The organism is uncultured Shewanella sp., assembly GCF_947501225.1.
GTDB lineage: Bacteria > Pseudomonadota > Gammaproteobacteria > Enterobacterales > Shewanellaceae > Shewanella.
Genome location: NZ_CANMUW010000002.1, coordinates 239,572 through 264,160, shown reverse-complemented (window position 1 = coordinate 264,160; position 24,589 = coordinate 239,572). Strand labels below are relative to the sequence as shown.

Genomic DNA, 24,589 nt, shown 5'->3' with positions numbered 1-24,589 from the left:
CGATTTTGGATGTTTCAGGAGGCAAGGATGCCTAGACCACGTTGTACACAAGTAAGTTTGGAAGATACGCCCTTTTATCACTGCGTGAGCCGCACGGTGAGGAGGGCGTTTTTATGTGGAATTGATAATTACTCTGGCCAATCTTTCGAGCACCGAAGAGAATGGGTTGAAGATAGGCTTTTACTGCTGACGTCTATCTTTGCCATCGACATTGCAGCCTATGCGGTAATGTCGAATCATTTGCATGTCGTGTTGAGAATCGATTCAGAATCGGCACAAGCCTGGACAAGTATCGATGTGGTAAATCAATGGCATAAATTGTTCAAAGGCACACTCCTGACACAAAAATTCGCTAAAGGTGGTGCCATTGAGTCTTATGAGTTGGAAACACTGAACGATACGATAGCTGAGTACCGACGCAGGTTGATGGATATTAGTTGGTTTATGCGCGCACTTAACGAGCCGATAGCGAGGCAAGCCAATAAAGAGGACAACTGCACCGGGCGCTTCTGGGAGGGGAGGTTCAAGTCTCAGGCACTACTTGACGAAGCCGCCGTGCTCGCTTGTATGGCTTATGTTGACCTCAACCCAATCAGAGCCAAGATGGCTGCTACACCGGAGCAATCTGACTTCACAAGTATTCAGCGCCGAATCAAGGCCGCCTTCAAAGGTAAGCAACCAGATGTACTGCTGCCATTTGTGGGCAATGAACGTAAAGATATGCCCAAGGGATTAATGTTTGATATTAAAGATTACTTAGAGCTGGTTGATGATACCGGCCGTGTAATACGTGATGATAAGCGTGGTGCGATTAAACCCGGTACGGTGAAGATACTGAATCGACTAAATATTCCACTTGAAAACTGGCTTAAAGTAACCAATGAATTCAAATATCTCTTCAAAGGCCCGGTAGGGACCTTGGAAGAGTTAACTCGTTATTGCGAGCACCTCGATAAAAAGCGTATTGCCAATGCCAGTAGTTGCCGATACTGGCATAGCTGACATATCTCGCTGTGGTTTAACTTCTTCTCTTCAAAGTCATTTACCCGACTAACCAGTCACGCCTTCAGTTTGTATATTGCGAGCGTTTGATGACAAAATTTGCCGTTCTGTTAGGTTTGTCGGGTTATTTAGTCATATAACCGTTTAGAGTGGCAGTCTTAGAGTGTTCGCTCTCAACCCGCATAAGATGAGTTTGAGGAAATATCTTTAGATGGGTGGCTTGGTAGTTGTGGTTAGATGGGTGGCTTGGTAGTTGTGGTTAATGTGCGAATAGTAGCTGTTGTTAAATTGAGCTACCAAGGCCAAGCACAGGAAGCCAAAACCGCCACTTTTCTATGGTTTTAGCTCCCGTGATGGCTGCGTTATCGGATATTCGATTGCAATACTTTTCCTAATCAAAACCTCATGAGCTAGAGTCAAATCTCTAGCTCATTTATTTCCAAAAACGAGTAACTAACCTGATAATACTCAATCGAAGAGATAGATGATTAGGTGTTGAGGCGGCTGAAGGGATTAAAAAATGAATGTTTTCGTTAAGCGGCCACGGATGGCTTTACAAGGATATCCGCAGCTGAAAGCCTGCTCGGCGTCCATGCCTCTCGTTCATAAGCTCAGAAACCTGAGGTTTCTATTCTCCAGCCCTTAGAAGTATCTGCACATAAGCTCGTTCATTTACATCTGCCCCATAGGGATATGGGAAGTGTCTTGAGGTGTAGGGGCATCTCTGACCTTGTGATCACGACATTGATATATCTATACATAACACCTGCTGCCAGCAATTGGCACAAGTAGGGCTATGGTGTCCCATGAGTAAATCCTAGACCAAACAAGGTTAATGAAGCCTATCTAAGAAGATATTTGAAACTTGATATCGCACAAGTGCCTAACCTTGAGTATTGCAATTTCTCCTTACGTCGTTAAGATAATGCCTGGGTCGGCAGTTCACCCAGGCATCGCCACTGCACTTTTCGAGCGCAGCGCTAAACCTGCTGACATTACTATGGATATCAAATTATAGATATCAGGCTACCTGAAGATTTGTGTGCCTTGTTTGGAATGGCGATCACCACTGACCTTTGAATGCTGCTGCATTCGGTTATCAGGCACCCAGAAAACGGGTAAATCCTATGTCAAAAAATCTGACCCCTTTTAGCTGCGACGATATCTCCGCGTTAGCTAAATCGTTACGTAAACAGTTGCAACAACATGAGACGTTTCCCAGCCATGTGGAGATGCTCAACATGCTTGCCAAAGCGACGGGTTTACAAAACTATCAGCAGTTGCGCCAGCAGCACGGTGAGCAACTGTCTTCTCAATCCACTCTATCCGCTCCTATCCCTAAACGGCTGATGCCCTTTATGAGCGCAGACTACATCATGCATAGCTGGCCTTCGAAGTATGCTATCCAGCAACAGAGTTTGTGGTTCTTCTGGTGCCGGTTTCAGTACCAGCAAAGTTATAGCGAAAGGCAAGTGAATGAGATCCTGAAGGAGTATCTCGATTTCGGTGATTTTGCTCTGATCCGCCGTGAGCTTTGCAACCATAAACTGCTTAAACGCACCTATGATGGGCGGACCTATTGGCGCGCCTCTGCAACGCCTCCCGAAGGTCTTGAGACTCTGGCCGATTTCTGGCCTGGCCAATTGCAGCGTGATGGCCGGGAGAGTGTAAAGTGAAGTTTCAGGTCATTAATGAAGAAGCTCCCAAGCTGGTAGATGAACTGGTTAACGGAGTGCGGGAACATGTCCATGAACAGCTGGGGGATGAATTAACGCGTCCGCTGTCAGTCACCGCACGCGGTGATAGCGGGGAGTTAATCGGCGGCGTATCGGGGCGGACCATATACAGAAACTTCTTAATTGGAGTGGTTTGGGTCGATAAAAAACACCGAGGCAGCGGACTGGGGCGCCGGCTGATGCAGTTAGCCGAAGCCGAAGCTGTAGGGCGAGGCTGCTTAGTTTCCCAGGTGGATACCCTGTCAATTCAGGCCCCGGTTTTTTATCAAAAACTTGGATTTGAGATCGTCGGCTCTGTACCTGAGTTCTCAGGAAGCCCGGCGCGCTATTTTCTGATGAAAACCTTTACTGACACATAAGTAATGAAACAAAGCCCCTGTCTGCATGCAGATAGGGGCTGAACAGCTCACCTAAATAACCGGTTAATTACATATATGGCTTGGTAGCCTTCAGATTCGAGGAGGCAAGCCGGTGGAAATCAATACTGAAGAGTTAACCATACGCTGAATCGTCTGATAAGCAATTATTCACACGCCATCTCTCTGGCGAGCTGACCGATATTGCCTACAATATAAGTGGCTCGAATTATCTGGTTGTAAATATAGATAGGTTATTAATTATGAACTAACCGGGAGAGATATAATGAACAGTTGGGTTTTGGTCGCAGATAGCGCGCATGCACGTCTATTTATCGCAGAAACAGCAAAATCAGCATTAAGTGAGATTGAGAGCATGATCCATCCCGAGGCACAGCAGCACGAACAGAAGCTAACCTCGGATCTGCCAGGAAGTCAGACAGGTGGGGCAATTGATAGTCGCCACTCTGTTGGTGGTAAAACCGATCCCAAAGAGTATGAGGCGGTAAAATTTGCCAGATACCTCTGTAAACACCTTGAAGAGGCACATCATGCGCAGAAATTCAGCCACCTGATTGTTGTTGCCGCACCATCGTTCCTTGGTCTGTTGCGCAAGGAGATGAGCAGTAACGTCGCTAAGCTTGTTACGTTGGAGATTGACAAAGATATCGTTGAACAGGACGTTGACTCGATTAGAGGACACCTTCCAACTGTTCTTCCCCACCTGACCACATAAGCTTGCTAACCCATGTTTTATTCATGCATATCTGGCGATGCAAAAAATCGAATCGGGTAGCCGTAGATATCTAGCCTCCTTTCCTGGAGGTTAGATTCAGGAGATACGAGCCTATAGTTGGGAGAATGTAGGATAACGCAGGAGCAATTATCGAGGGCTGCGCAGAACCGGTTGCCAAGGGGCAGTTCATTACTCTCTGCAAAGAGATCTCCTCATATCAATCTTCTGGTTATCTTCTTTGTTATTGTTCATATAGCAATGTCAATGCACCCTGCTGTCATAGCATTTTGAAATTTTGCTTACGTGATTGCGCAAAAATCAGGGCTGCTCTAACGAGACCAGCCATAGGAACCCGAAAAAGCAGGTGGCTGGGGGAAAATTAAGGTGCTCTATATATTTGCAGCGGAAGTTATGCTGTTTACTCACGCTCTTTTTGTTGGGTTTGTAATATTTGGTCTGCTTCTTATCTTAGCCGGTAAGCTATTTTCATGGTCCTGGGTTCGAAATCCATGGTTTCGTTTGGTTCATATTACTGGTCTTGCGGTTGTCGTGATCCAGTCATGGCTTGGTGTGATTTGCCCGCTCACAACTCTGGAAATGGCGCTCCGTTCTAAGGCTGGTGATGCCGTGTATGAGGGTTCATTTATATCTCATTGGTTAACTGAACTTTTATACTATCAGGCCCCGGAGTGGGTGTTTATCGTTTGTTATACGACATTTGGATTGATTGTTTTGGCTTGTTGGTTTTGGGTGCGTCCGCGTTCATTTATCAGACGCGAAAACCATGTACCACCCAACTAAGCTTTCAAAAAATATGGTCGTATCTTTTGGCTTATTATTAAGAAATAACGCTTTAAATTATGCGCATTTTTTACTTGTGACCTAATATCATACTGTGTTTTTCAGATAGTTAAAGCTGAGCTGGTTTATATGATACATTTGGAAAACGTGCATACGCATTTACACCAGAAAGAACTTAGGCTGATATTGTTTTTCGCTGTTAATACAATAGATTAACAGTGCGAGTTGTTAGCGGTTTAACGAGCAAACTGAGTGTTCGCACGCACTGTGCTAAGAGGTTAGCCTCACTGTAAAGTCAAATTACCGGAGATCATTGCCATGCAAATCCAGATCAATACAGATAAGAACATCTCCGGAAAAGGTGCGCTTGCTCAAAGTGTTGAAGATATTTTGAGATCAGATCTGAGCCATTTCAGTGAGCAGATCACCCGCATTGAAGTACATCTAAGTGATGAGAACAGCTTGGCTAAGTCCGGAGTGACGGACAAGCGATGTTTGCTGGAGGTGAGGCTTGCCGGTGAACGCCCAATTGCTATCAGCGAGCAGGCGGAAACAGTTGAGGAAGCGGTAGCCGGCGCAAGCCAGCAAATGATTAATCTGTTAGAGACTGAGTTGGATAAGCATGGCAAGAGGTAGCAGCGAGCCCTTTGAACAGAAAGTCCAATAAACTTTTGTCCATCTACGGCTTAGAGTGACCGTTCTAAGCCAAATTTGCCCCAAATTTATTTAGAGTTTTGACTCATAGGTAATCCGTGTGAGCGGGTTTGCCATACTATTCTTAATATCACTAAAAAATATCCAGTACTATTGAATCGGAACAGTCGGGGAATAACAGTCTCATGCAATTATAGTTAGTCATTTCCAAAGTACTTATTGACCTGTCTATAGCTTCATAGTTTAAAGTGCTCATATTCAAATAATGGAATGGAGAAAAACGGTGTATCGAATTTCTGAACTCGCGGTAGAAGTGGGATTATCACGTACTGCTCTGCTCTATTATGAGAAACAACAACTTATAAAAGGTCAAAGGCAGAGTAACGGCTATAGGATTTACAGCGACAAAGATCTCCAGCGTATCCGTTTAATTCAGAAGCTTCAGGCTGGAGGGTTAACCCTCAAAGAGTGCAAAGCGTGCTTGGAAGCAAAAGTCGATCGCAAACTTCTGGAAAGCCGCCTGCATAAGTTGGATGAGGAAATTGCGCAAAAACAGCAGTCACGACAGCTTCTCGCGGCTATGCTTGGCGAGGGCAACCTGAAAGCATGGCATGAAAGCGTGGATAAATTAGCTCCAGATGCGCACTTAGATTGGTTAATAAAGCAGGGTTTCAGTGAAAAAGAGGCTCTGCGATTGAAATGGTTATCAAAAGACATGAACGAACACGAACAGTATATGGCTGAATTTATGAAGATCTATGAAGCACTTGAACGGTGGGCGCCAGGTAGCGAAAGTGAAACACTGAAAGCGCTATCGCTTTTGCCTGAGCAACCGAAAGAGATTCTTGAAATTGGTTGCGGTAAAGGGTTGTCCACGACAGTACTGGCAAATAATACTACAGCATTTATCACAGCGGTTGATAACGAACAGTCAGCATTGACAAGACTCAGTGACCGTTTTGAGGCGGATGGCTTGTCATCTCGACTCACAACCGTTTGTGCCAGTATGACGGAACTGCCTTTTAACAATGCAAGTTTCGACCTCTTATGGGCAGAAGGCAGTGCTTACATTATGGGCGTGACCCACGCACTATCACAATGGAAGCCTCTGCTTGATGAGGACGGAATTTTGATGATAAGCGATTTAGTTTGGTTGACCGATACGCCGAATGAGGAAGCTGTCGAGTTTTGGAAGCATGAATATCCTGATATTCAGACGGTTACTACTCGAGCCAAACAGATGGAAGTTGCTGGTTATGAAGTCCTTAACAGCTTTACGCTCAGTCACCAAGCATGGCAGAACTACTATGAACCATTGAAATCGCGCATTGAAGAGCTACAACCGGAGATGCAAGGTTCACAGGCAATAAAAGATATCAGTAAAGAGGTCGACATTTACAATAACTACCTTGGTCAGTTTGGCTATCAGATGTTTATCCTGAGAAAGCGTCGTTAAACTCGCGACTAGCTCTCTTCACAGAATCAAGCATCACACCGAGGTGGCATTAACTGTTGCCTTGGTTCCCGGATATACAATCCAGCTGCTATGGTACCTAGCAGACATTCTAAGTACCAAACCAGCCCAATGAACCCAACCTAAGAAGATACTTGAGACTTGTTATCGGATAAGCAATTGGCTAAGAAGGACACTCACTGATTAAAGCATCATCCCGCCAAACGCAAACCCTAATGCCACAGAGGTGGTTATGGTGACCAGGCCCGGAATAAGAAATGGATGGTTAAACACCATATTTCCGATGCGGGTCGAGCCGGTATCATCCATCTGCACCGCGGCTAACAGTGTCGGGTAGGTCGGCAGCACGAACAGGGCACTGACGGCGGCAAAAGAGGCGATAGCCGTGATGGGGGCGACGCCTATGGCTATGGCGGCCGGCATCAATGCGGTTGTGGTCGCGCCCTGTGAGTAGAGCAGCATAGAGGCGAAAAACAGAGTCACCGCAAGCATCCAGGGATACTGATTAAGCACATCGGCCGAAAGTGCTTTGATATCGTTGATGTGGCTGGAGACGAAAGTGTCTCCCAGCCAGGCAACACCCAAGACACAGATGCAGGCACTCATCCCCGACTTGAAGGTGGCGGCATTGGCGATCTCTGAGGCATCTATCCTGGTGAAGGTGACAATGGCAGTTGCAGCGGCAAGCATAAACACCATGATCGCCTCGTTACGACCCAGAGATGGGTCCGGGATCAGGTTGACCGTGTCTGAGATCAGAGTGGCGTAGACGATGACACCGATAATGGCCGAGATAAAGATATAGGTTGCGGGTTTGGCGGTGGGCAGAATATCCCTTTGAGTCTTACCCTGCAGCTTAACCAACCCCTTTTCCAGCCGCGCCTGATATACCGGATCATCCGATAACTCGCAGCCCAAAAAGTTGGAGACTGCTGCGCCTATCATGCACGCGATAAAGGTGGTTGGGATACAGACGGCCAGCAGCGTCAGATAGCTCACGCCGATAGGCTCTAAGATGCCGGAGAAGAACACCACGGCGGCCGATATCGGCGAGGCGGTAATGGCGATTTGTGAGGCAACGACCGAGATCCCAAGTGGTCTCGATGGTCTTATGCCTTGCTCTTTGGCGACCTCGGCGATAACCGGCAGTGTCGAGAACGCCGTATGGCCGGTACCCGCCAGCAGGGTCATAAAGTAGGTGACGACCGGGGCGTAGAAGGTGATATGTTTAGGGTTTTTCCGAAGGAAAGTCTCTGATAGATCGACCAGCCACTCCAGGCCTCCCGCCACCTGCATTGCGGCGATGGCGGCGATCACCGACATGATGATGAGAATGACATCAACCGGAATGTGGCCCGTGTCGACACCAAGAAACAGTGACAGTACCAGCACGCCGGCACCACCGGCCAGACCTATGCCTATTCCGCCGATTCGGGCACCGAGATAGATAAATGCGAGGACAACGAGCAATTCAACAAAAACCATAAACAGCCTAATCTGAAGCTAAGAGGAAACACATACCTGCCGGGCAGGAGGTGATAAAAGTTCAGGTGAAGCTTATTAGGAGATTTGGTACCGCTTTTCCCTGGATTAGAGGATTTTACTATCGTTATTGCTTATATAGGGATGATTAATTCACTATTTGTTGAAGCTGTGATTCTGCTCACATGCAGCTGCGTTTAAGTGGTGCTTAGTGCACAGTTATGATCTCTATCGGGGGAAGTCAGACAAAAAGCGGAGTTAAATATTTCGGCCGGTATTATCCAGCTTAAACAATAAAAAGCCCGCTGTGCGGGCTCCTGTACCAAGGGGGATCATTGGTCAGATATAAAGATGATGGGCGTTACTTTTTTATCCATTTACCACTCGTATTTTTGATGTACTGCCCCTTTTTCGTCGCCTTCATCGCTTTTTCGGCGGCCAGCTTAGCGACATCTTCAACCGAGATGCCATTTTTTCTGGCGATCTTCTCATAATGGGTTTTACGCTTGGCATTGACCTGTTTAGCGACCGAGTTGGCTTCCGGGCTACTCTTAACTACGCCCAGGTAGCCGTTAGGTTGTTCTCCAACGAGTCCCTGAGACTTGGCGTCCTGAAGGGAGATGGCAAAGGCGTTCAGGCTCAGCAGCAGACCTGCGGCTAGCACCAGTAATTTTGATTTCATTGTGTACTCCTAATTAACCGAACCTGATTAAAATAGCTCATCGTTGGTGAGCAGTTCATCCAGCTCTTTATCAACCTTTATCTTGATCTCATGTTCAATCTTGACGTTGAGGTTGATCACTATGGGTTTATCGGGTGGCTCTATCTTGACCGTGGGCGTACAGGCGGTCAGAGCCAGGAGTGCAACTATTGCGCTTACGGACGTTCGTAAAAAAGGCAATCTTTTCACTGGGAGTTCCTTTTATCCTAATCGGCGGATACAGATAACAGCCGATGTTTCATTTAATACCAATCAGTATAAAGATGTGATCGCTCAGCGAGAATTTAGTGCTTCTGAGGCAAGGCAACGAGTGAAGAACATAGTTGTTCTACGTTCAAGCTCGTTAACACAGCATCGGATGCGCTAAAACTCGCCTGTTAGGCGTGTTTTTGACTGCCTACTTCAGCGTTGAATGGCCTCACAAGGGAACAACCATTCCATCATCCATTCGCCTTGAATTAGTGGCCAAAAAAAACGCTGAGTAGATCACTTTCTTATACTGATTGGTATCAGTCTATTATATTGATCGAAAGATGACACTAAGCTGAACGATTATTTTGAGCATCAAATATCGCCCCTATTATCGCACTAACGAACCGGCTTTGTGACTTGATTCCATATGTTTTTTCTCAGTTCATCGATTGTTCAATCTGAGTCTGCAGTTTGTCGCCCACCTGCAGGCTCTTCAGCAGTTGCAGCATGTTCTCCTCTTGCGAGTAGTTCAGGTGAATGGGGCGTTCGATACCTTTGCCGCGGCCTTTGACATTGACCTTAAGCAGGGCGTCGCCCGATGGCTCCATATCGAAAGTACTGGCCAGCTCGGTGTATTGGAGATGTTCCATGGTCGAAAAGGCAAAGTCGAGATAGGGCTGTGACTGACGCATCTGGTCGACAGCCGGGTTACCACTGACCGAAATCAGCCCCCCCGGTGCCCGTGCCGCTAACCGCCCGCCATTGACAGAGACTCTGCCGTCAATTAGCTCGACCGGCAGTACGCCATCGAAGATACCGTCGGCATAAATTCCCACCTGAGGCTGAATGGCGAGTAGCTCCGCTAAACTCAGCCCCTGTAATACAAGGTAAGCGTGAGAGCGGTCGCGCAACTTCAGGTTAAATTGTGGCAGTAAAAATTGGCCACCCAGAAGGTCGCCTGTGGCATTAACGGATATCTCGGCATCACTCAGTTTAACAGCGCTATCTGCTGTCTCCTCGGTTAGCGCATCATCGCGGCTGAGGGAGAGCGCGCCTTCGGCCTTAAGGTCTGTTATTAACACTCCGGGATTAAACGCATCGGCCGCGAGCGCCATCTGCGGGCAGGAGAAGGCGGCTCGATTCGCTCCGCCCTGTTCCTGTTCGAGATTGAGGTGACAGTTCGCCGAGATCTCGACACCGTCGAAGGGGAGGTCGTTAATGCTGCCGTTTAACGCGGTGAGTCTGGGAAAGAGATCGATATCGAGCTGCCTTGTTTGTGCCAGTTGATTGAGCCGGTAACTTGCCAGCAGCCTCGTCTGACCGTCGATATAGAGGTTGTCCGGCAGAGAGTAGCTGTTTTGAATCGGAAAAAGGAGTGTGCTGAGCTCGGTATCGAGCTCCAGTTTTCCACTCAGCAGTGCCTGCTCACCGGCTCCGGGCTGCAGCCTGTGTTCGCTGGAAAATTCCAGACCATCGATCGACCAGTTCTCATGAGAGTCCAGCCGAAACTCCTCCCAGCTCATCTTCACCGCTTGTTCCAGGGTGGCGCGGTAGATGTGCAGCAGCTTCTGTTTTCTCTTACGTTTATTTTTAATGTAGCTGTGATGAATTTCCGCCCCATCGACCTCATAACTCAGACTATTGACCAGATCCGTCCCCGGTAAGCCCAGCTCCACCTCAGATCCGTTGGGCTCAGATGGCGCAGCGAGTGCAAATGAGGCCGAGCTGGGGTGCTCCAGTTTAGCCGCTAAACGGGGCAGAGAGAGAAGGTAGAAATCCTCCGAGTCGCTATATGCCTTGTGGCTCAACTCTGTTTGGCTTTGCTCCAATGATAGAGTGGGGAGCGTTATCTCGACCCTCTTGCTGTCTTTCTCAAGGGGGTCATTACCTTGAGTATCATAGATGGCAAGCCGCGTACCTCCTTGGCTCTTAAATTGAATATGCCCTGTTGTGATCAGATTGTCGTGACTGCTCTGTTCGATATCCCGGCTAAGATCTGCAAAGCGGATGGATGAAGACTCAAGGGTGAAGGGCGCTGCGGTAAATTCGAATTCAGCATCCGCGTTGCCGTTGTCTTTATATCTATGAAGTGCCTCGCCAAGACCCATTGTGAGCAGACTCGGCTTTGAGGTGTTTAACACAAGCTCATCTGCATCAAACTCCAGTGTTTTATGTTTGGATGAGGGGCGGAGGTGGCGATAGGAGATGGGGCCAAGACTCATCGTCAGCTCAGGGAGCACAATCTCGAGTAGCCCCTTATCGTCATAGCGCAGGGTAAGGGGGTCGGCAAGGGTAAGTTGAGCCATCTGATTGCTGAAGGAGAAGTCGGACAGGCCTTGGCTCGATGGTGAACTTTGTCGCTCCTTTATTACTAACTGGTTGGCAAAAAACCGGGCATCTTTACTCACATGAAGCTCAACGGAGAGAGGTGGTGTGACTTTATTTCTGGGCGCTTCATTGTTCGCCGTTACGGCTAAATCTCCTTTCAATGCCAGCGAAGAGCCGCCGAGGGTCATATCAGCAAGGGCGTTATCTTCAAATTCGGCTAAGAGCGCATCTATCGACACAGCTTGCCTCTGCTCAGCACTCATTTGCCATTTACTGTTAAAATTCAAGGTCTCTCTGTTTTGGTTGGGCAGCGACAGTGTCCCTTCATCCAGCGAGGCGGTGACTTCAATTTTTGAGCGAGCGACACTGAGTCGAAGCGCTTCCCAGCTAACCTTTTTGTCTTGCAGCGAGTAGATGAGAGGCTGCCCCAGGCTCAGCTTTATCTGCGGGGATGACTCGGTAGTTAAAGCCAGAATGCTCTGTTTTATCCGGGTCTTCACTGCTTCATCGGCTATGAGGTCGAGCAGGACCTCTTGCTGAGGCCGGTTGGGCGACACACTCAAAGAAAAGGGAAGCAGACTAAAGGATAGGTCCGCAAGGTGGCCATTAAGCTCAAACTCCAGGCCGGCTTTGCTGCTGTCACTTCCCTTTTCTGTCTTTTCGGAGCTTACGGCCGAATGTGGTGCAACTGTCAGTCCCTCCAGCTCACCAAGGACGATACGCGCGCCTTGGAGTGTATGATGGGACATCAGCTCGGCGGTTTTAAGATTAAGGTCGACTGTGGAGCTCACTGTGCCACTGAGTTCGATGTTTGCATCAGCCATCTGTTGCTGTAGTTCGAGCAGGGGAGCCAGGCCATCAATGTTTAGATCTTGAGTCGGTATACGACGCAGGAGTATGGCTAACTCATGAAATACTAAGCTGGTGGATACTTGCCAGCGCTGCCCGCTCAGCTGAGCCGTTAAATCGAATAAGCGGTTTCCCTGATGGCTTAAACTGGTGTTGAGCCGCCCGGTATCATCGAGTTGCAGTCTATCCATGACCAGACTCAAGCGAGACGGATCTGTGCCGAGCAGGGTCAGTGAGGTTTTGCCGATATCTATCTCGGGCAGCTGGTCTGGATCCAGTGCCAGCGCCGGTCCCTGCTCATCCAGATTTCCGCGCTGCTCGGTGATTACCGCCGGGTTGAGCGCAACCTCAACTTGTGCCAGCGATATTCTATCTATCCGGCTCAGCGATAGCGGCTCAGTGAAGAGCTGAAGAGGCGAAGATCTGCTATCCAATCTTATGACCAGATCTGTGATCGCGACCCGAGAGTCGTGAACCTTCAGGCTCAAATGCGGAACATGCCATACCTTGAGCGAGTCAGGAGTGATGCTGAGCTCGGTTATCTGTGTGTCGTATTCTACGAGGTAGCGGTTTGCCAGAGAGATGGCCAGCCTCTCGTAGCTGCTCGCCAGAACGACGCAGAGAGTCAGTAATATGAGAGTGAAAGCCAGTGTGAGTCGCTTTGCACGAGATAATTGCCGCAGCATGGATAGCGAGTTTCGGTATTGATGATAATGAACTCTGAGTTTAGCACGGTATAAGTTCAAATAACTGATATTCTGATCTATTCGGTGTCTATAAACTGGCAGAGAGCGGGTGTGAATTTGGCATTTGCGGCATTAAAAAGGCCTGCTCAGTGAGTGAAGCAGGCCTTGGTAATATCTGTTTGCTTGAGTTCAGCGCTATGCCTTCCAACCAATCTTCGTTGTTAAGGTGTGGGATTCATTGGGGAGAAGGGTGACCTTGTCTTCCAATACATTCGCCGCTTCGAGGCAGACCATGCAGAGATAGTCATCACTGTTGAAGCGTGACAGGCGCTGTGACTTGTCGATCCATGGATTCCACAGCACCGCCGATTCGCTGTTTTCACGGCTGATTTCTATGGTGCCATCGGGTGTATGCAGCTGTTGGTTTTGGCCAAGCCGGGTGTAAACCCGGTCGGTTTCCCTGTCGAATGTCACCTCATCTCCATCCTGTTGATAGGGCCCTTCACCGAACTCAATATATTGTGCGCCTGCAAACCCGCTGGCCCTGAGCTGATGTATATCATTTATCGGGAAATAAGTATGCAGTGCTTGAGTCAGGCTGACGGCCTGATCGCCCAGGTTGGTGTTGGTTAACGACACGGTAAGTGTATCGCCTAAGGTAAACAGCACCTCGACACGGGTGTCGTGGGGCCAATATGCCCTATTTTCTTCGGTTATCTGTAGAGCGAACTTAAGCTCTGCCACATCAGATCGCATCTGTACCGATTCCAGTGTCCATAGACTGGTGCGAGCGAAACCATGTTGTGGCCAGTCGGGATTGTCATTCATGCCAAACCAGGGCCAGCAGATAGGAACTCCGCCTCTTATACCACTTCCCGGTTGGTAATCATCGGCAGAGGAGACCCAAAGTAGCGGCTTTTTTCCCTTAGGCTGAAAGCGATCTATCTGAGCGCCTTGCATAAAAATTCTCGCCGTGCACAGGGGAGTGTCAATATCCACGTACTCTAATCCGTTGGCGTGTTTTTTTGTCGTTACAGAACCCATCTACTTGTTCCTCATTCCCTAATGTCGTACTCATTGAGCGTTAGCTTACAGCGTTTTAATGGCTTTCATAAGGGGAAGTTCTCTTCATTTCATGTTTACCCTGTTTGAGATCAAAAGCAGACCCAAGGTGAAGGAGTATTTTTGCTATTTACTCTGTTTAATAATCAGACGCCTCTTGTAAAAGAAAAAATTTAAACGCATGATTGAAACCAGTGTATGAAAGGTCAGAGTGTTTGTGTCTTAGTATAAAAAATAAAAGGAACAGGGAATGCCGACATATCAAGCGCCACTTCGTGATTATCAGTTTGTATTAAATGAACTTCTTAATATCTATGAGCGTAGCGAACTCAAAGGTTTCGATGAGATTGATGCCGAGCTCGCCGATGCAATTTTGCAAGGTGTGGCCGACTTTTCAACCGAAATAATGCTGCCGCTCAACGCTAGCGGCGATGTCGAAGGTTGTAAGTTGGTCGATGGGGATGTCATCGCGCCCGAAGGATTTAAAGAGGCGTATCGACAATATGTTGATAATGGTTGGGGCACCTTGACCTGTGATCCTGAATATGGCGGCCAGGGGCTGCCCGAAGCCATAGGTGTGTTCGCTACCGAGATGAAAACGGCGACCAACATGGCTTTCGCTATGTATCCGGGGTTGACGCACGGCGCCTATGCAGCAATTCATGCCCATGGCAGTGAAGCGCTCAAACAGAAATATCTGGAGAAGCTGGTGACAGGCGAGTGGACGGGGACCATGAACCTGACCGAGTCACACGCCGGTACCGATCTTGCCCTGTTACGCACCAAAGCGGTTGAGGCCGGGGAGGGGCAATATGCTATCTCGGGTGAGAAGATATTTATCTCATCCGGCGATCACGACCTGGCCGAAAACATCGCCCATCTGGTGCTGGCCCGTCTGCCTGACGCGCCGGCCGGGGTGAAGGGGATCTCACTGTTTGTCGTGCCTAAGTATTTAATCAATGAAGATGGCACTCCGGGTGATGTCAATACAGTGTCCGCCACCGGACTCGAGCACAAGATGGGGATCCATGGTAACTCGACCTGTGTGATGAACTTCGATGGTGCCCTCGGCGAGTTGGTGGGTGAACCACATCAGGGTCTCAGGGCGATGTTTACCATGATGAACCAGGCGAGGCTCGGTGTCGGGGTTCAGGGGCTGGGCGTGTCAGAGATCGCCTACCAAAACGCGCTCGCCTATGCCAAGGAGAGAATTCAGGGACGTGGGCTGAGTGGGGTAAAGTCACCGGAGATGGCTGCGGATCCTATCCTGGTTCACGGTGATGTAAGGCGCATGCTGATGTCGCAGAAAGCTTTCAATGAAGGGGCGAGGGCGATGATAGGTCAACAGGCGTTATGGCTGGATGAGGCCGAGCGTCACAGCGATGGCGAAAAAGCCAAAGCTGCGGGCAAGTTAGCCGCGCTGTTTACCCCGATAGTCAAAGGCTTTGTGACCGACAGGGGCTTCAACGCTTGTGTCGATGCCCAGCAGGTATTCGGCGGGCATGGATATATTCATGAGTGGGGCATGGAGCAGTTCGTGCGTGATATTCGTATCGCTATGATCTATGAAGGTACAAACGGTGTACAGGCGCTGGATCTGGTCGGCCGTAAGATCTTGTCAGACAAGGCGGCAACCTTGATGCACTGGTCGTCGCTTGTTAAGCAGCTTATCGAGCAGAATATGGGCAACGATTCGATGCAGCCCTACCTCGCCGGTTTGATGGATGCCTCGAAGGATCTGGAGAAAGCGACCCAATATATCGCCATGAACGCGGAGAAGAATCCGGATCTGCTCGGCGCCGCGTCTATGCCCTATATGCAAATCCTAGGGATCACGGCCTTAGCCTGGATGTGGACTCGCACCGCGTCTACTGCACTGGCGGCGCTCGAGACAGGTACCGGCGACAGCGCGTTTTATCAGGGCAAGCTGAAAACGGCTCAATTCTACATGGGTTATTGGGCGGTGCAGACACGTAGCCTGCGCAAACAGATCGAGTCCGGCTGTGAACAGCTCACCGAGTTGGATGAGTCCGATTTTTAATCTCTTATCCCGCTTGGTATTAAATCGACGTCCAGTTGGATTCAGTTTGTCAGCTGGATGAATCCAATTGTTTATGCTGTTGTAGATGACAAGGCAAAAAAGAGGACTGAGCAGATAGCTCGTCCTCTTTTTATTTGGTTATTTACTTGTATTTAGCTATTAAGCCTCTAACTCCTGAACTTTTACAGTAACAGCCGCTGTTGCTGGCTGAGTCGGCCCGGGCTGTTCAGAAACGACTTTAGGTGCTTCGGCAACACCGTCAGGCTCATTGAGCATATAGCGTGCGAGCCAGGCCGTAAGCGGAATGGTCAATACTATGCCGACACTACCGGCCAGGGCGTGGATGATACTCAGGGCGATAACCGGGGTGTTGATAAATTGCGTCAGCGGCATATCCAGGCCCCACACCATCATGATGGTGGTTAAAGAGCTGCCGGCAAATGCCAGTATCAAGGTGTTGGTCATGGTGCCCATGATATCGCGGCCGATATTCATGCTCGCCCTCATCAGCTGCCTCGGGCTGAGTTTTGGATCGGTAATTTTAAGTTCGTTATAGGCCGATGCGATGGAGATGGCGACATCCATCACCGCACCAAGGGCCGAGACCATGATAGCCACAAACATCAGCCAGCGGATCTGAATAGGTTGGGTCGCCAGATAGATAACATCCTCCCCCTTATCCAGATAGATGCCGGAAAGGTTGGCAAACTCACCAAATACCTGAGCCATGATGCCTGCGGCGATGACGCCGAGCAGGGTGCCGCCCATGGCGCAGAAACTCTTCTGGTTATAACCCGAAACCAGAATGAAGTTGACGACAATCTTTAACCCCATGAGGAAGATGGTGACCAGCACCGGATTCCAACCGGCAAAAATTGCTGGGATCAAGACGCCAATGATGAGCGCCGCGGTAAAGTAGAGTGAGATAACCGAGTTCAATCCCTCCTTCTTACCAAATGAGAGCAGCAGCAACAGGAAGGCAAAACACATCCAGTAGATAGCTGTCGAGCGCTTATGATTATAGGCCCAATACACGGTGCCGTTAGGTGTATCTCTTATCATCATGATAAAGATATCCCCTTCGCCGACCAGGACATTATGCTGTCTGCTCAACGGGTTCTGTACTTCGACTACCTTACCCGTCTCATCTCCCTCTAAGATCTCGGCTGTGAATATCTGCTTACCGGTTAAGATGGAGGGGACTCTGGCATCGGGTGCCAGATTATTTGAGATAACATCGACGACACGGGCCTCTACAAACTCCTGTTGTAGCGGGGTCTTAGGTTTCAAACTATCGCTCAAGCCGGGAGAGAAGTAGAAAATCAAGGTCGAAATCAGCGCGATAAATAGGGTAAATCGATAGTCTTTTAACATAGCTTATTCGTAACTGGAGTTGTCAAAAAATAATCATCTCCAGGCAGGCTGACGTCACTGTAACTCTGATAACGTCAGGCTGGCCTGAAGATAAAAAAGGCCTGTTACCAGGCCTTTATCGGGTGCGACTTACTCAGGTGCACAACCTGCATAATCTTTAGTCGGGTTAATAAAGTATGAGGTCGCGTCATTGACGTTCACCGCGTCCAAAATTCCCGGATACTTAGGGTTATCCGGATCAATCTTGACACAGATATCTTTGCTTACCAGTCTGTTCCACAGCGCCTGACCCGGGCCGTTGTCTGTGCGAAGTAGTGTGATAGCGCCGTTATCCTGGTACTGTTTGATCTCCCAATTTGGATTAGTGAAGTCGCTGGCATTAACGCCTTTGTTTTCAGCAACATACTCGGTAAGCATGTCACGGATAGCGTAGACCGGCTCGTTGACTGAGTCATAATAGACATCGTCACCACTTGCCCAGCCAAACTTCTTGATGTTCGAGCCCCAGCGATAGCTGTTCAGGGCCACCTTGTAGGTGGCATTAGCATCGAATGGCTTGCCGTCAATCTCGATGATTTCGATACGGCTACCTTCATTGGTTACCGTGTAGTTCTCATCCATAGCGAACGACTCGCCGGTCAGATCCACAACGAACTCAATCTTACCGTCGAACTGATCGTACATGTAAGCTTTAGCACCTTTCCTGAAAGATACGGTGATATCACCCTCTTTATAGGTATTAAAGTAAGTGTAAGACCACTCCATATAGCGCTTAAGGTTTGCGCCGGTCATGTTAATACCGATAAGGGTATTGTCATACTTGTAGAGGTTAGTCGAATCTTTCTTCGCGTACTCCTGACCATCAATCAGGTTAGAACGGTCAGAGAACAGCGACGCTGCAGAGACCACGGCTCCGGATTTCTCAAGTTGGATCTGGTTGATGAAGTCCATCAATGGCGTATCCATCACCTTAGCGGTATGAATAGTTGAGTAGAGACGTCCGGCTTCGTTATCGTAATCTTCATGTACCGCCTCATCGGCTCCGGTACCCGGTGTGAAGTCACCACCGACCAGACCTAGCACGAGCTGAGCATCGGCTCTGGAGATGTCATGAACATATTGGAACTGTGCACTTGTAGTTTGATTTTCTTCGATATTCTTAGATGTGACATTGCTTAATGTCGTATCGACCATCTCCCACTTGCCGTCGCTGCTCTTCTTAAGCTTGATGTCAGCCTTAGCCAGTGCCCAACCCCATTTACCCGGTTCGATGATCTTCACGCTCTGGGTGCGATTTGTTTCGTCATAGGTGCCGGATAGCGTCTTATCTTCGGCGGTGTCACCTGCTTCGACGGAGATATCGGTCGATACGATCTCTCCACCTTCAGCTAGTTTCTGTACACTTTCGATATAAGTTGCATGTTCGTGTCCGGCCAGGATGACATCGAACTTGTCGGCCATCTCAGCAGCAATCTTATATACGCCGGTACCCGCCTGTGAACTACGACCCAGGTGGAAAGCACCGACGATAACATCAGGGCTGAACTTTTCGATCAACTCATCAACCGCGGCGCGGGTAGAGGCCAGCTCTTCATCAAATTTAAGTCCGGCAAAGTGTCCCGGGGCCGAAGCTTCCCAGTTAGGCACGTTAGATGGGGTCACACCAACGATAGCAACCTTGGCGCCATCGACTTCAAAGATTTGGAAGCCACGAATGTAGTTCGCACTGTTCTCTTCCCACTTGATGTTGCTCGATACGACGGCGCCGTTGAAATGATTCAGGTTACGGTCGATGAAGCTGCGCTCGAAGTTAAACTCGTGGTTACCTGGAACCCAGAGGTCGAAATCCAGCGAGTTTAAGGTTGATACGACCGGGTGGGTTGGGTCATCGTTGAACAGTTGAGCCGAGTTGCCTTGAACGGTATCGCCGATATCGATCAAGATCATATTTGGATTATTGGCTTTTTCGGTTTCAAGCAAGGTTGATATACGTGTCAAGCCTGCATCTGAATCGGTCGCATCGACAGCATAATCATAGCCAAAGATACGGCCGTGGAGATCCGATGTTGCACCGATAGTAATGGTGACTTCGTCGACTTCGTTTTGACTCTTTACTACGATATCGGGTGTGTTTGTCAGCGTTTTTCCCTGTGTTACCACAGGGGCATAACCACTGTCCGTATTAATTATTGTTTCATCATCCGAGCACCCGGCTAAAGCTGCGAGTACGGCTAAGCACAGTACACTGCGATTAGTTTTTTTCATTATCAACCCCATATTATTTTTAATTGTGCATTAATTGCACATGTATTAACTAAGGCGAATTGTGTTTAATTTAAATATTGTGATTAAAAAATTATCTCAATATTTACAAAATTTCCGATAAAGTTCCGTTATCAATTTATGTGACTCTTCATGACTGAAGATGTGGAATTTGATAGTGAAAATTGTTCGGAAAATTCTAAAAAATACGCCTCAGCGTGTCGGTTAATTACCATCTAATTAATTAGCTACTTTTTAATAACTTTTAATTAACCGAACTGGATTATATCGGCTTGAATATTAATGATAGTGATCGGTTTCACACATAACGCGCTACAAAAAGATACATTTGCGTTGTAAAAATACACAATTGAGCGTTCGACAACCATTTTGTACGAGTGGAGTGGTTGAGCATGGTATCGAGATAATGATATTAGAAATATTTTATACTAACTGTAATTATATGAACATTTAGGGGTATTTGTTTTTTGATTATTCATTGTTCTGCCTGGCAGACAATGAATAAACATAAATTTGATAAATAATATATTTAATATGGTTTAATGTTTGAATTTAATATTTGAAAAAAGTATTTGTATTTATATTTTTGTCAGGTGCAACAATCGATTATTTGCCGGCATGGGATGATCGGCACAAAATTTAAGCCCATTCATTTTTGCCAGTGTCTGTATCCACTCGATATTACGAATTGCACTGCGCGGGTCCCTCTCTTTTAACCAAATATCGAATCTGGCATTACTCTCGCTGCTGTACTCACCTCCATAATTAAATGGACCGTAAATACACACTTGTCCTGTGGGAATTAAGTGTTTACCTATGCCGTCGAAGAGGGCTTCAACCATCTGTTGTGACATGATATGCAGCGTGTTAGCCGTAAAGATGGCATCGATGTTAGCTTGCTCTGGTAATGGCCAAGGCCTGGTGACATCTAAGGCTAACGGAGCTCTCAGGTTAGCGAGGCTTGTCTGTGCCAATCGCATCTCTATTCCCTCTATATAGGCCGGTTGATCACTGGTTTGCCAGACAAGGTGAGGCAGGTGCTCAGCAAAATAAACGGCATGTTGTGCGCTGCCACTGCCAATCTCCAGTAGCTGGGTCGATTGTGCAAATGTGGTCTTGATGATATCGAGAATCGGGTCTTTATTGTTCTCGCAGGATTGAGAGAAGGGGAGTTGGCTCATAGTGACAGCTTATTCAGTTGAAAGAGGGAGCGGTTTTTATGCCTGTTTTTATACTTTAGCCTGATTCGGAGCGGGAATAAAGATTGGCGCTTTGTAAGAGCTGTCTCACCTTCTTCATCAAATGCTATAGTTAATACCAGCGGTATCTATCTGCTCCATGGAGGGAGTTGTGTAAGCAGAGGTTAGCCTTCTTGTTCCAAATACCAGGGAAAGTAAAATGCAAAAGTACAGCTCAGCCAGGCTGAAACGTAAGATATATATTCGTTCAGCTTCAATATTCATCTTCATCCTGTTTACTCTCTTCGGAACCTACCTGAGCGGATATTTCGACTCTTTGTCTCACCGATGGATGGATGCCCATAAAGTTACCCAGGCTCGTGTGACCGATAGTTTTTATCGGCAGGAGGAGTTTATCGACGCTAATGGCGATAAACGAACAAGGGATAACTATTATCTGAGTTATCAATTTGAGCTCGAAGGGGAGGAGTTTTTCAATACGGTTAAGATCAGCAGCGAGCGCTTTTTGACACTCGAGGCAGAAACTTATGTTTCTGTCTGCTACTCGATAGATGACCCGGAGCTCAGCGGCTTAAAGAGCCACCTCACATCCGGGATGGATAATGGGCAGATAACCGAGCATCTATTGACTGCACTGCGCCTGAGTGTCCCCTGTGCGCTGATATTCTATTTTATAATGAGTTCTCTTCTTAATCATGAGTCGAAAAATCTCCTGCCTAAAGGTTTATACAGCGAAAACTCCTGGTTGAATCTTGAAGATAGAAATCTTGTGCTTAAACTCTCTGAACAACTGGTATATTTTGACTTCGATGATAAACAGTCAGCCGTTATCGAGCGTGCTTACGACCAGCATTGGCCAGCAGAAAACCTGATCGCCATGAGCCGACCTGACAGGCTTAAGCGGATCAATTTCGACGATATCTCCTCTGTGTCCAGCGACCATAATTCGGCTGTGATTGAGATAGAGCATGTTGGCGGGAAAGAGCGGATAGAGTTCATTAGTCATCTGGTTAAGTCCCACGCGCTCGATAGGTTAAAACCATTCATTCCTGACCATTTGGGCTATCACAGAAATGAAAGAACCCGATTAAAGGCGGCATTGCCGTCAATGGCCTTTCTCTCATTTTTGACGCTGGCAGGCTTAGTGGTCAATATCGGCATTTTTCAGTTTTTGATGGGATTTATGGCTGTCTTCATCGCTTTGCCGACTGTGATATCCAGAATTACCGATCCGACGATCACCGAGAAGTGGTGTCCCGAGGAGGCCTTCACCGGAGGGGTTGGCTATACGGGCCAATGAGTGCTGTGCAGGGATAGGTTTGAGCTATAAAAAAGCACGGCAATCGCCGTGCTTTTAGCTGGTCTGTTAATAGCTGAATCGATAGCTATTGAACTGAAAGCTTACTTAGCAAGTAAACCGCGGCTGCGAAGCAGAGGGTCAATGCCCGCCTCTTTACCACGGAACTGCTTATAAAGCTTCATAGGATCTTCACTGCCGCCCTGAGATAACACGTTATTTCTGAATGCATCGGCGGTAGCCTTATCAAAAATACCATTCTCTTTGAACGCTTCGAAAGCGTCTGCGCCAAGAATATCAGACCACAGGTAGCTGTAGTAACCCGCAGAGTATCCACCTGAGAAGATGTGAGAGAAGTAAGTACTGCGGTAACGCGGCGCTATCTCTTCGATCAAGCCCATCTTGTTCAGTGATTCGGCCTCAAATTTGGCTGCATCTTTCGGGGTGAAATCTGTGAGTGTGTGCCAGTCCAGATCAAGCTTAGTTGCGGCCATATACTCGACAGTTGCAAAGCCCTGGTTGAACTTACTGGCAGCCTGGATCTTTTCGACAAGCTCTTGCGGGATCACTTCACCTGTCTTGTAGTGCTTGGCAAATTGCGCTAACACTTCAGGTTGGGTCATCCAGTTCTCCATCACCTGTGACGGGAACTCTACGTAATCACGTGGTACAGAAGTACCGGCCTGAGAGCGGTACTGAACATCAGACAACATGCCGTGCAGCGCGTGGCCGAACTCATGGAACAGGGTGCTGGCTTCATCGAATGTCAGCAGGGCCGGTTCGTTACCCGCAGGGCGGGGGTAGTTAAGTACGTTGACTATGATTGGCTTAGAGTCAACGCCGTTCATGTTGTACTGTTGACGGTATGAGTTCATCCATGCGCCACCACGTTTGCTGTCGCGTACGTAGTAGTCACCCATGAAGATAGCCATCAGTGAACCATCTTTATCGTACACTTCCCAGGTGCGGACCTCATCGTTGTATTTAGGCAGATCGGTACGCTCTTTTACAGTGATACCGAACAGGCGGTTAGCCGTGTAGAACACGCCTTTAAGGGTATTTTCCAGTGAGAAATACGGGCGGGTCTGCTGCTCATTGAAGCTGTATTTAGCGACACGGATCTTATCTGAATAGTACCACCAGTCCCATGCTGCTAACTTGAAGTTACCACCTTCAGAGTCGATAAGTTCCTGCATTACGGCGACTTCGGCTTTTGCCTGACCAAGAGCGGCAGGCCAAACCTTGTTTAGCAACTCATAAACATTCTCAGGAGTTTGAGCCGTGCGCTCCTCCAGAACAAGGTGAGCATGAGTCTTATAACCCATCAGCTGCGCGCGTTCGGCACGAAGTGCCGCCATCTTAGCCAGGATTTTTTTATTATCGTTAGCGTTGTCGTTATTACCACGCTCGATATAACCGTTATAGATCTCTTTACGAAGCTCACGGTTATCGGCATAGGTTAAAAATGGCGTGATAGAGGGGCGTGAAGTGGTAAATACCCACTTACCTTCATGCCCACGTTTTGTTGCCGTTTCGGCAGCCGTGTTGATCACATCCTGAGGAAGGCCGGAAAGGTCAGCTTTATTATCTATGACTAACTCAAATGCGTTGGTTTCAGCCAGCAGGTTATCACCGAACTCAAGGCTTAGCTTGCCGATCTGTTCGTTCAGGGAACGAAGTTTAACCTTGTCTGCTTCACTTAAGTTTGCGCCACCGCGAGTGAAGGATTTATAAGTATCTTCAAGTAATTTTGACTGAGCAACGTTTAGGTCCAGGCTTTCACGTTGGTTGTAAACTGCCTTGACTCTTTGGAATAGTTTATCGTTCAGCAGGACATCATCACCGGCCGCCGAAAGTAGCGGTGAAACCTCTTTAGAGATCTTCTGTAGCTCGTCGTTAGTGTCTGCACCGGTCAGGTTATAGAAGACGCTGGCAACTTTGGTCGTGAGTTCACCCGAGAACTCCATCGCTTCGATGGTATTGGCGAAAGTTGGTGCATCCGGATTATCAATGATGGCTTGAATTTCGGCTTTGTGTTGTGCGATACCGGCTTTGAATGCAGGCAGATAATGCTCAGGCTTGATCTTATCGAAATCAGGAATACCCATATAGGTATCGTAGGGTTTGAAGAAAGGATTCGTTGCGTTATTTTCGATGATCTGTTGTGCAACTACATTCGGTGCTGCATTGGCTTCATTCGTTGCGGTAGTAGACGAGCTGCATGCGCCAAGAGCAAAAGTCAGTGCGATTGCTGACACGAGTGGTTTGAGGGTTAATCCCTTCATATTTATATCCCCGGTTGATTGTTTATATTTT

At 48.0% G+C, this 24,589-nt stretch carries 18 protein-coding genes; 9 read left to right on the top strand and 9 right to left on the bottom strand.

Annotation, left to right across the window (positions count from 1 at the left end; all coding sequences use genetic code 11):
• Positions 1–27: 27 nt before the first annotated feature.
• The 7 genes from Q1B47_RS04745 (at position 28) to Q1B47_RS04715 (ending at position 6,741) form a co-directional block, all read left to right on the top strand.
• Entirely contained in the window at positions 28–1,002 is a 975-nt protein-coding gene (locus Q1B47_RS04745) for a transposase (protein ID WP_299789408.1), read from the top strand.
• Between the two features lie 1,127 nt (positions 1,003–2,129).
• The gene (locus Q1B47_RS04740; RefSeq protein WP_299789405.1) at positions 2,130–2,678 is read left to right on the top strand and encodes a DUF2087 domain-containing protein; all 549 of its coding nucleotides are present in this window, start codon (positions 2,130–2,132) and stop codon (positions 2,676–2,678) included.
• Positions 2,675–3,097, top strand: a complete 423-nt coding sequence (locus tag Q1B47_RS04735; RefSeq protein ID WP_299789402.1) for a GNAT family N-acetyltransferase — start codon at positions 2,675–2,677, stop codon at positions 3,095–3,097. The genes Q1B47_RS04740 and Q1B47_RS04735 overlap by 4 nt, the downstream gene beginning before the upstream one ends.
• Positions 3,098–3,380: 283 nt before the next feature.
• Positions 3,381–3,830, top strand: a complete 450-nt coding sequence (locus Q1B47_RS04730; protein ID WP_299789399.1) for a host attachment protein — start codon at positions 3,381–3,383, stop codon at positions 3,828–3,830.
• Positions 3,831–4,214: 384 nt separating this feature from the next.
• Positions 4,215–4,631 (top strand): DUF2784 domain-containing protein, encoded by a 417-nt coding sequence (locus Q1B47_RS04725; RefSeq protein ID WP_299789396.1) that lies wholly within the window; start codon positions 4,215–4,217, stop codon positions 4,629–4,631.
• 318 nt (positions 4,632–4,949) lie between these two features.
• Positions 4,950–5,267 carry an HPF/RaiA family ribosome-associated protein gene (locus Q1B47_RS04720; RefSeq protein ID WP_299789393.1) on the top strand — a complete coding sequence of 106 codons (318 nt, stop codon included), beginning with the start codon at positions 4,950–4,952 and terminating at the stop codon, positions 5,265–5,267.
• 301 nt (positions 5,268–5,568) lie between these two features.
• Positions 5,569–6,741, top strand: a complete 1,173-nt coding sequence (locus Q1B47_RS04715; protein WP_299789391.1) for a MerR family transcriptional regulator — start codon at positions 5,569–5,571, stop codon at positions 6,739–6,741.
• A 201-nt stretch (positions 6,742–6,942) separates the two neighbouring features.
• Here the strand turns inward: Q1B47_RS04715 and Q1B47_RS04710 are convergent, their stop codons facing one another.
• The 5 genes from Q1B47_RS04710 to Q1B47_RS04690 all read right to left on the bottom strand — a co-directional run bounded on the left by Q1B47_RS04710 (position 6,943) and on the right by Q1B47_RS04690 (position 14,061).
• Positions 6,943–8,244 (bottom strand): anaerobic C4-dicarboxylate transporter, encoded by a 1,302-nt coding sequence (locus tag Q1B47_RS04710; RefSeq protein ID WP_299789388.1) that lies wholly within the window; start codon positions 8,242–8,244, stop codon positions 6,943–6,945.
• A gap of 358 nt (positions 8,245–8,602) precedes the next feature.
• Positions 8,603–8,923, bottom strand: coding sequence for a YdbL family protein (locus tag Q1B47_RS04705; protein ID WP_299789385.1), 321 nt, complete (start codon positions 8,921–8,923; stop codon positions 8,603–8,605).
• 27 nt (positions 8,924–8,950) lie between these two features.
• Entirely contained in the window at positions 8,951–9,151 is a 201-nt protein-coding gene (locus Q1B47_RS04700) for a YnbE family lipoprotein (RefSeq protein WP_299789382.1), read from the bottom strand.
• Between the two features lie 440 nt (positions 9,152–9,591).
• A complete protein-coding gene (locus Q1B47_RS04695) occupies positions 9,592–13,017 on the bottom strand; it encodes a YdbH domain-containing protein (RefSeq protein WP_299789379.1) in 3,426 nt (1,141 codons plus the stop codon).
• A gap of 195 nt (positions 13,018–13,212) precedes the next feature.
• Positions 13,213–14,061 carry a D-hexose-6-phosphate mutarotase gene (locus tag Q1B47_RS04690; protein ID WP_299789376.1) on the bottom strand — a complete coding sequence of 283 codons (849 nt, stop codon included), beginning with the start codon at positions 14,059–14,061 and terminating at the stop codon, positions 13,213–13,215.
• 268 nt (positions 14,062–14,329) lie between these two features.
• Between Q1B47_RS04690 and Q1B47_RS04685 the strand changes: the two genes are divergently transcribed.
• Positions 14,330–16,120 (top strand): acyl-CoA dehydrogenase C-terminal domain-containing protein, encoded by a 1,791-nt coding sequence (locus Q1B47_RS04685; RefSeq protein WP_299789373.1) that lies wholly within the window; start codon positions 14,330–14,332, stop codon positions 16,118–16,120.
• 159 nt (positions 16,121–16,279) lie between these two features.
• On the opposite strand, the gene Q1B47_RS04680 is transcribed toward Q1B47_RS04685, so the two are convergent.
• From Q1B47_RS04680 to Q1B47_RS04670, 3 genes are all read right to left on the bottom strand, one after another.
• On the bottom strand, positions 16,280–17,494 hold the full coding sequence (locus Q1B47_RS04680) for a YibE/F family protein (protein ID WP_299789370.1): 1,215 nt from the start codon (positions 17,492–17,494) through the stop codon (positions 16,280–16,282).
• 129 nt (positions 17,495–17,623) lie between these two features.
• Complete coding sequence (locus tag Q1B47_RS04675) at positions 17,624–19,759, bottom strand: 5'-nucleotidase C-terminal domain-containing protein (RefSeq protein WP_299789367.1); 2,136 nt, start codon at positions 19,757–19,759, stop codon at positions 17,624–17,626.
• Between the two features lie 596 nt (positions 19,760–20,355).
• Positions 20,356–20,958: a DUF938 domain-containing protein gene (locus tag Q1B47_RS04670; RefSeq protein WP_299789364.1), complete on the bottom strand. Its 603-nt coding sequence runs from the start codon at positions 20,956–20,958 to the stop codon at positions 20,356–20,358.
• Between the two features lie 217 nt (positions 20,959–21,175).
• Between Q1B47_RS04670 and Q1B47_RS04665 the strand changes: the two genes are divergently transcribed.
• A complete protein-coding gene (locus tag Q1B47_RS04665; protein ID WP_299789361.1) occupies positions 21,176–22,276 on the top strand; it encodes a hypothetical protein in 1,101 nt (366 codons plus the stop codon).
• A 101-nt stretch (positions 22,277–22,377) separates the two neighbouring features.
• On the opposite strand, the gene Q1B47_RS04660 is transcribed toward Q1B47_RS04665, so the two are convergent.
• Complete coding sequence (locus Q1B47_RS04660) at positions 22,378–24,558, bottom strand: M3 family metallopeptidase (RefSeq protein ID WP_299789358.1); 2,181 nt, start codon at positions 24,556–24,558, stop codon at positions 22,378–22,380.
• Between the last annotated feature and the right edge of the window lie 31 nt (positions 24,559–24,589).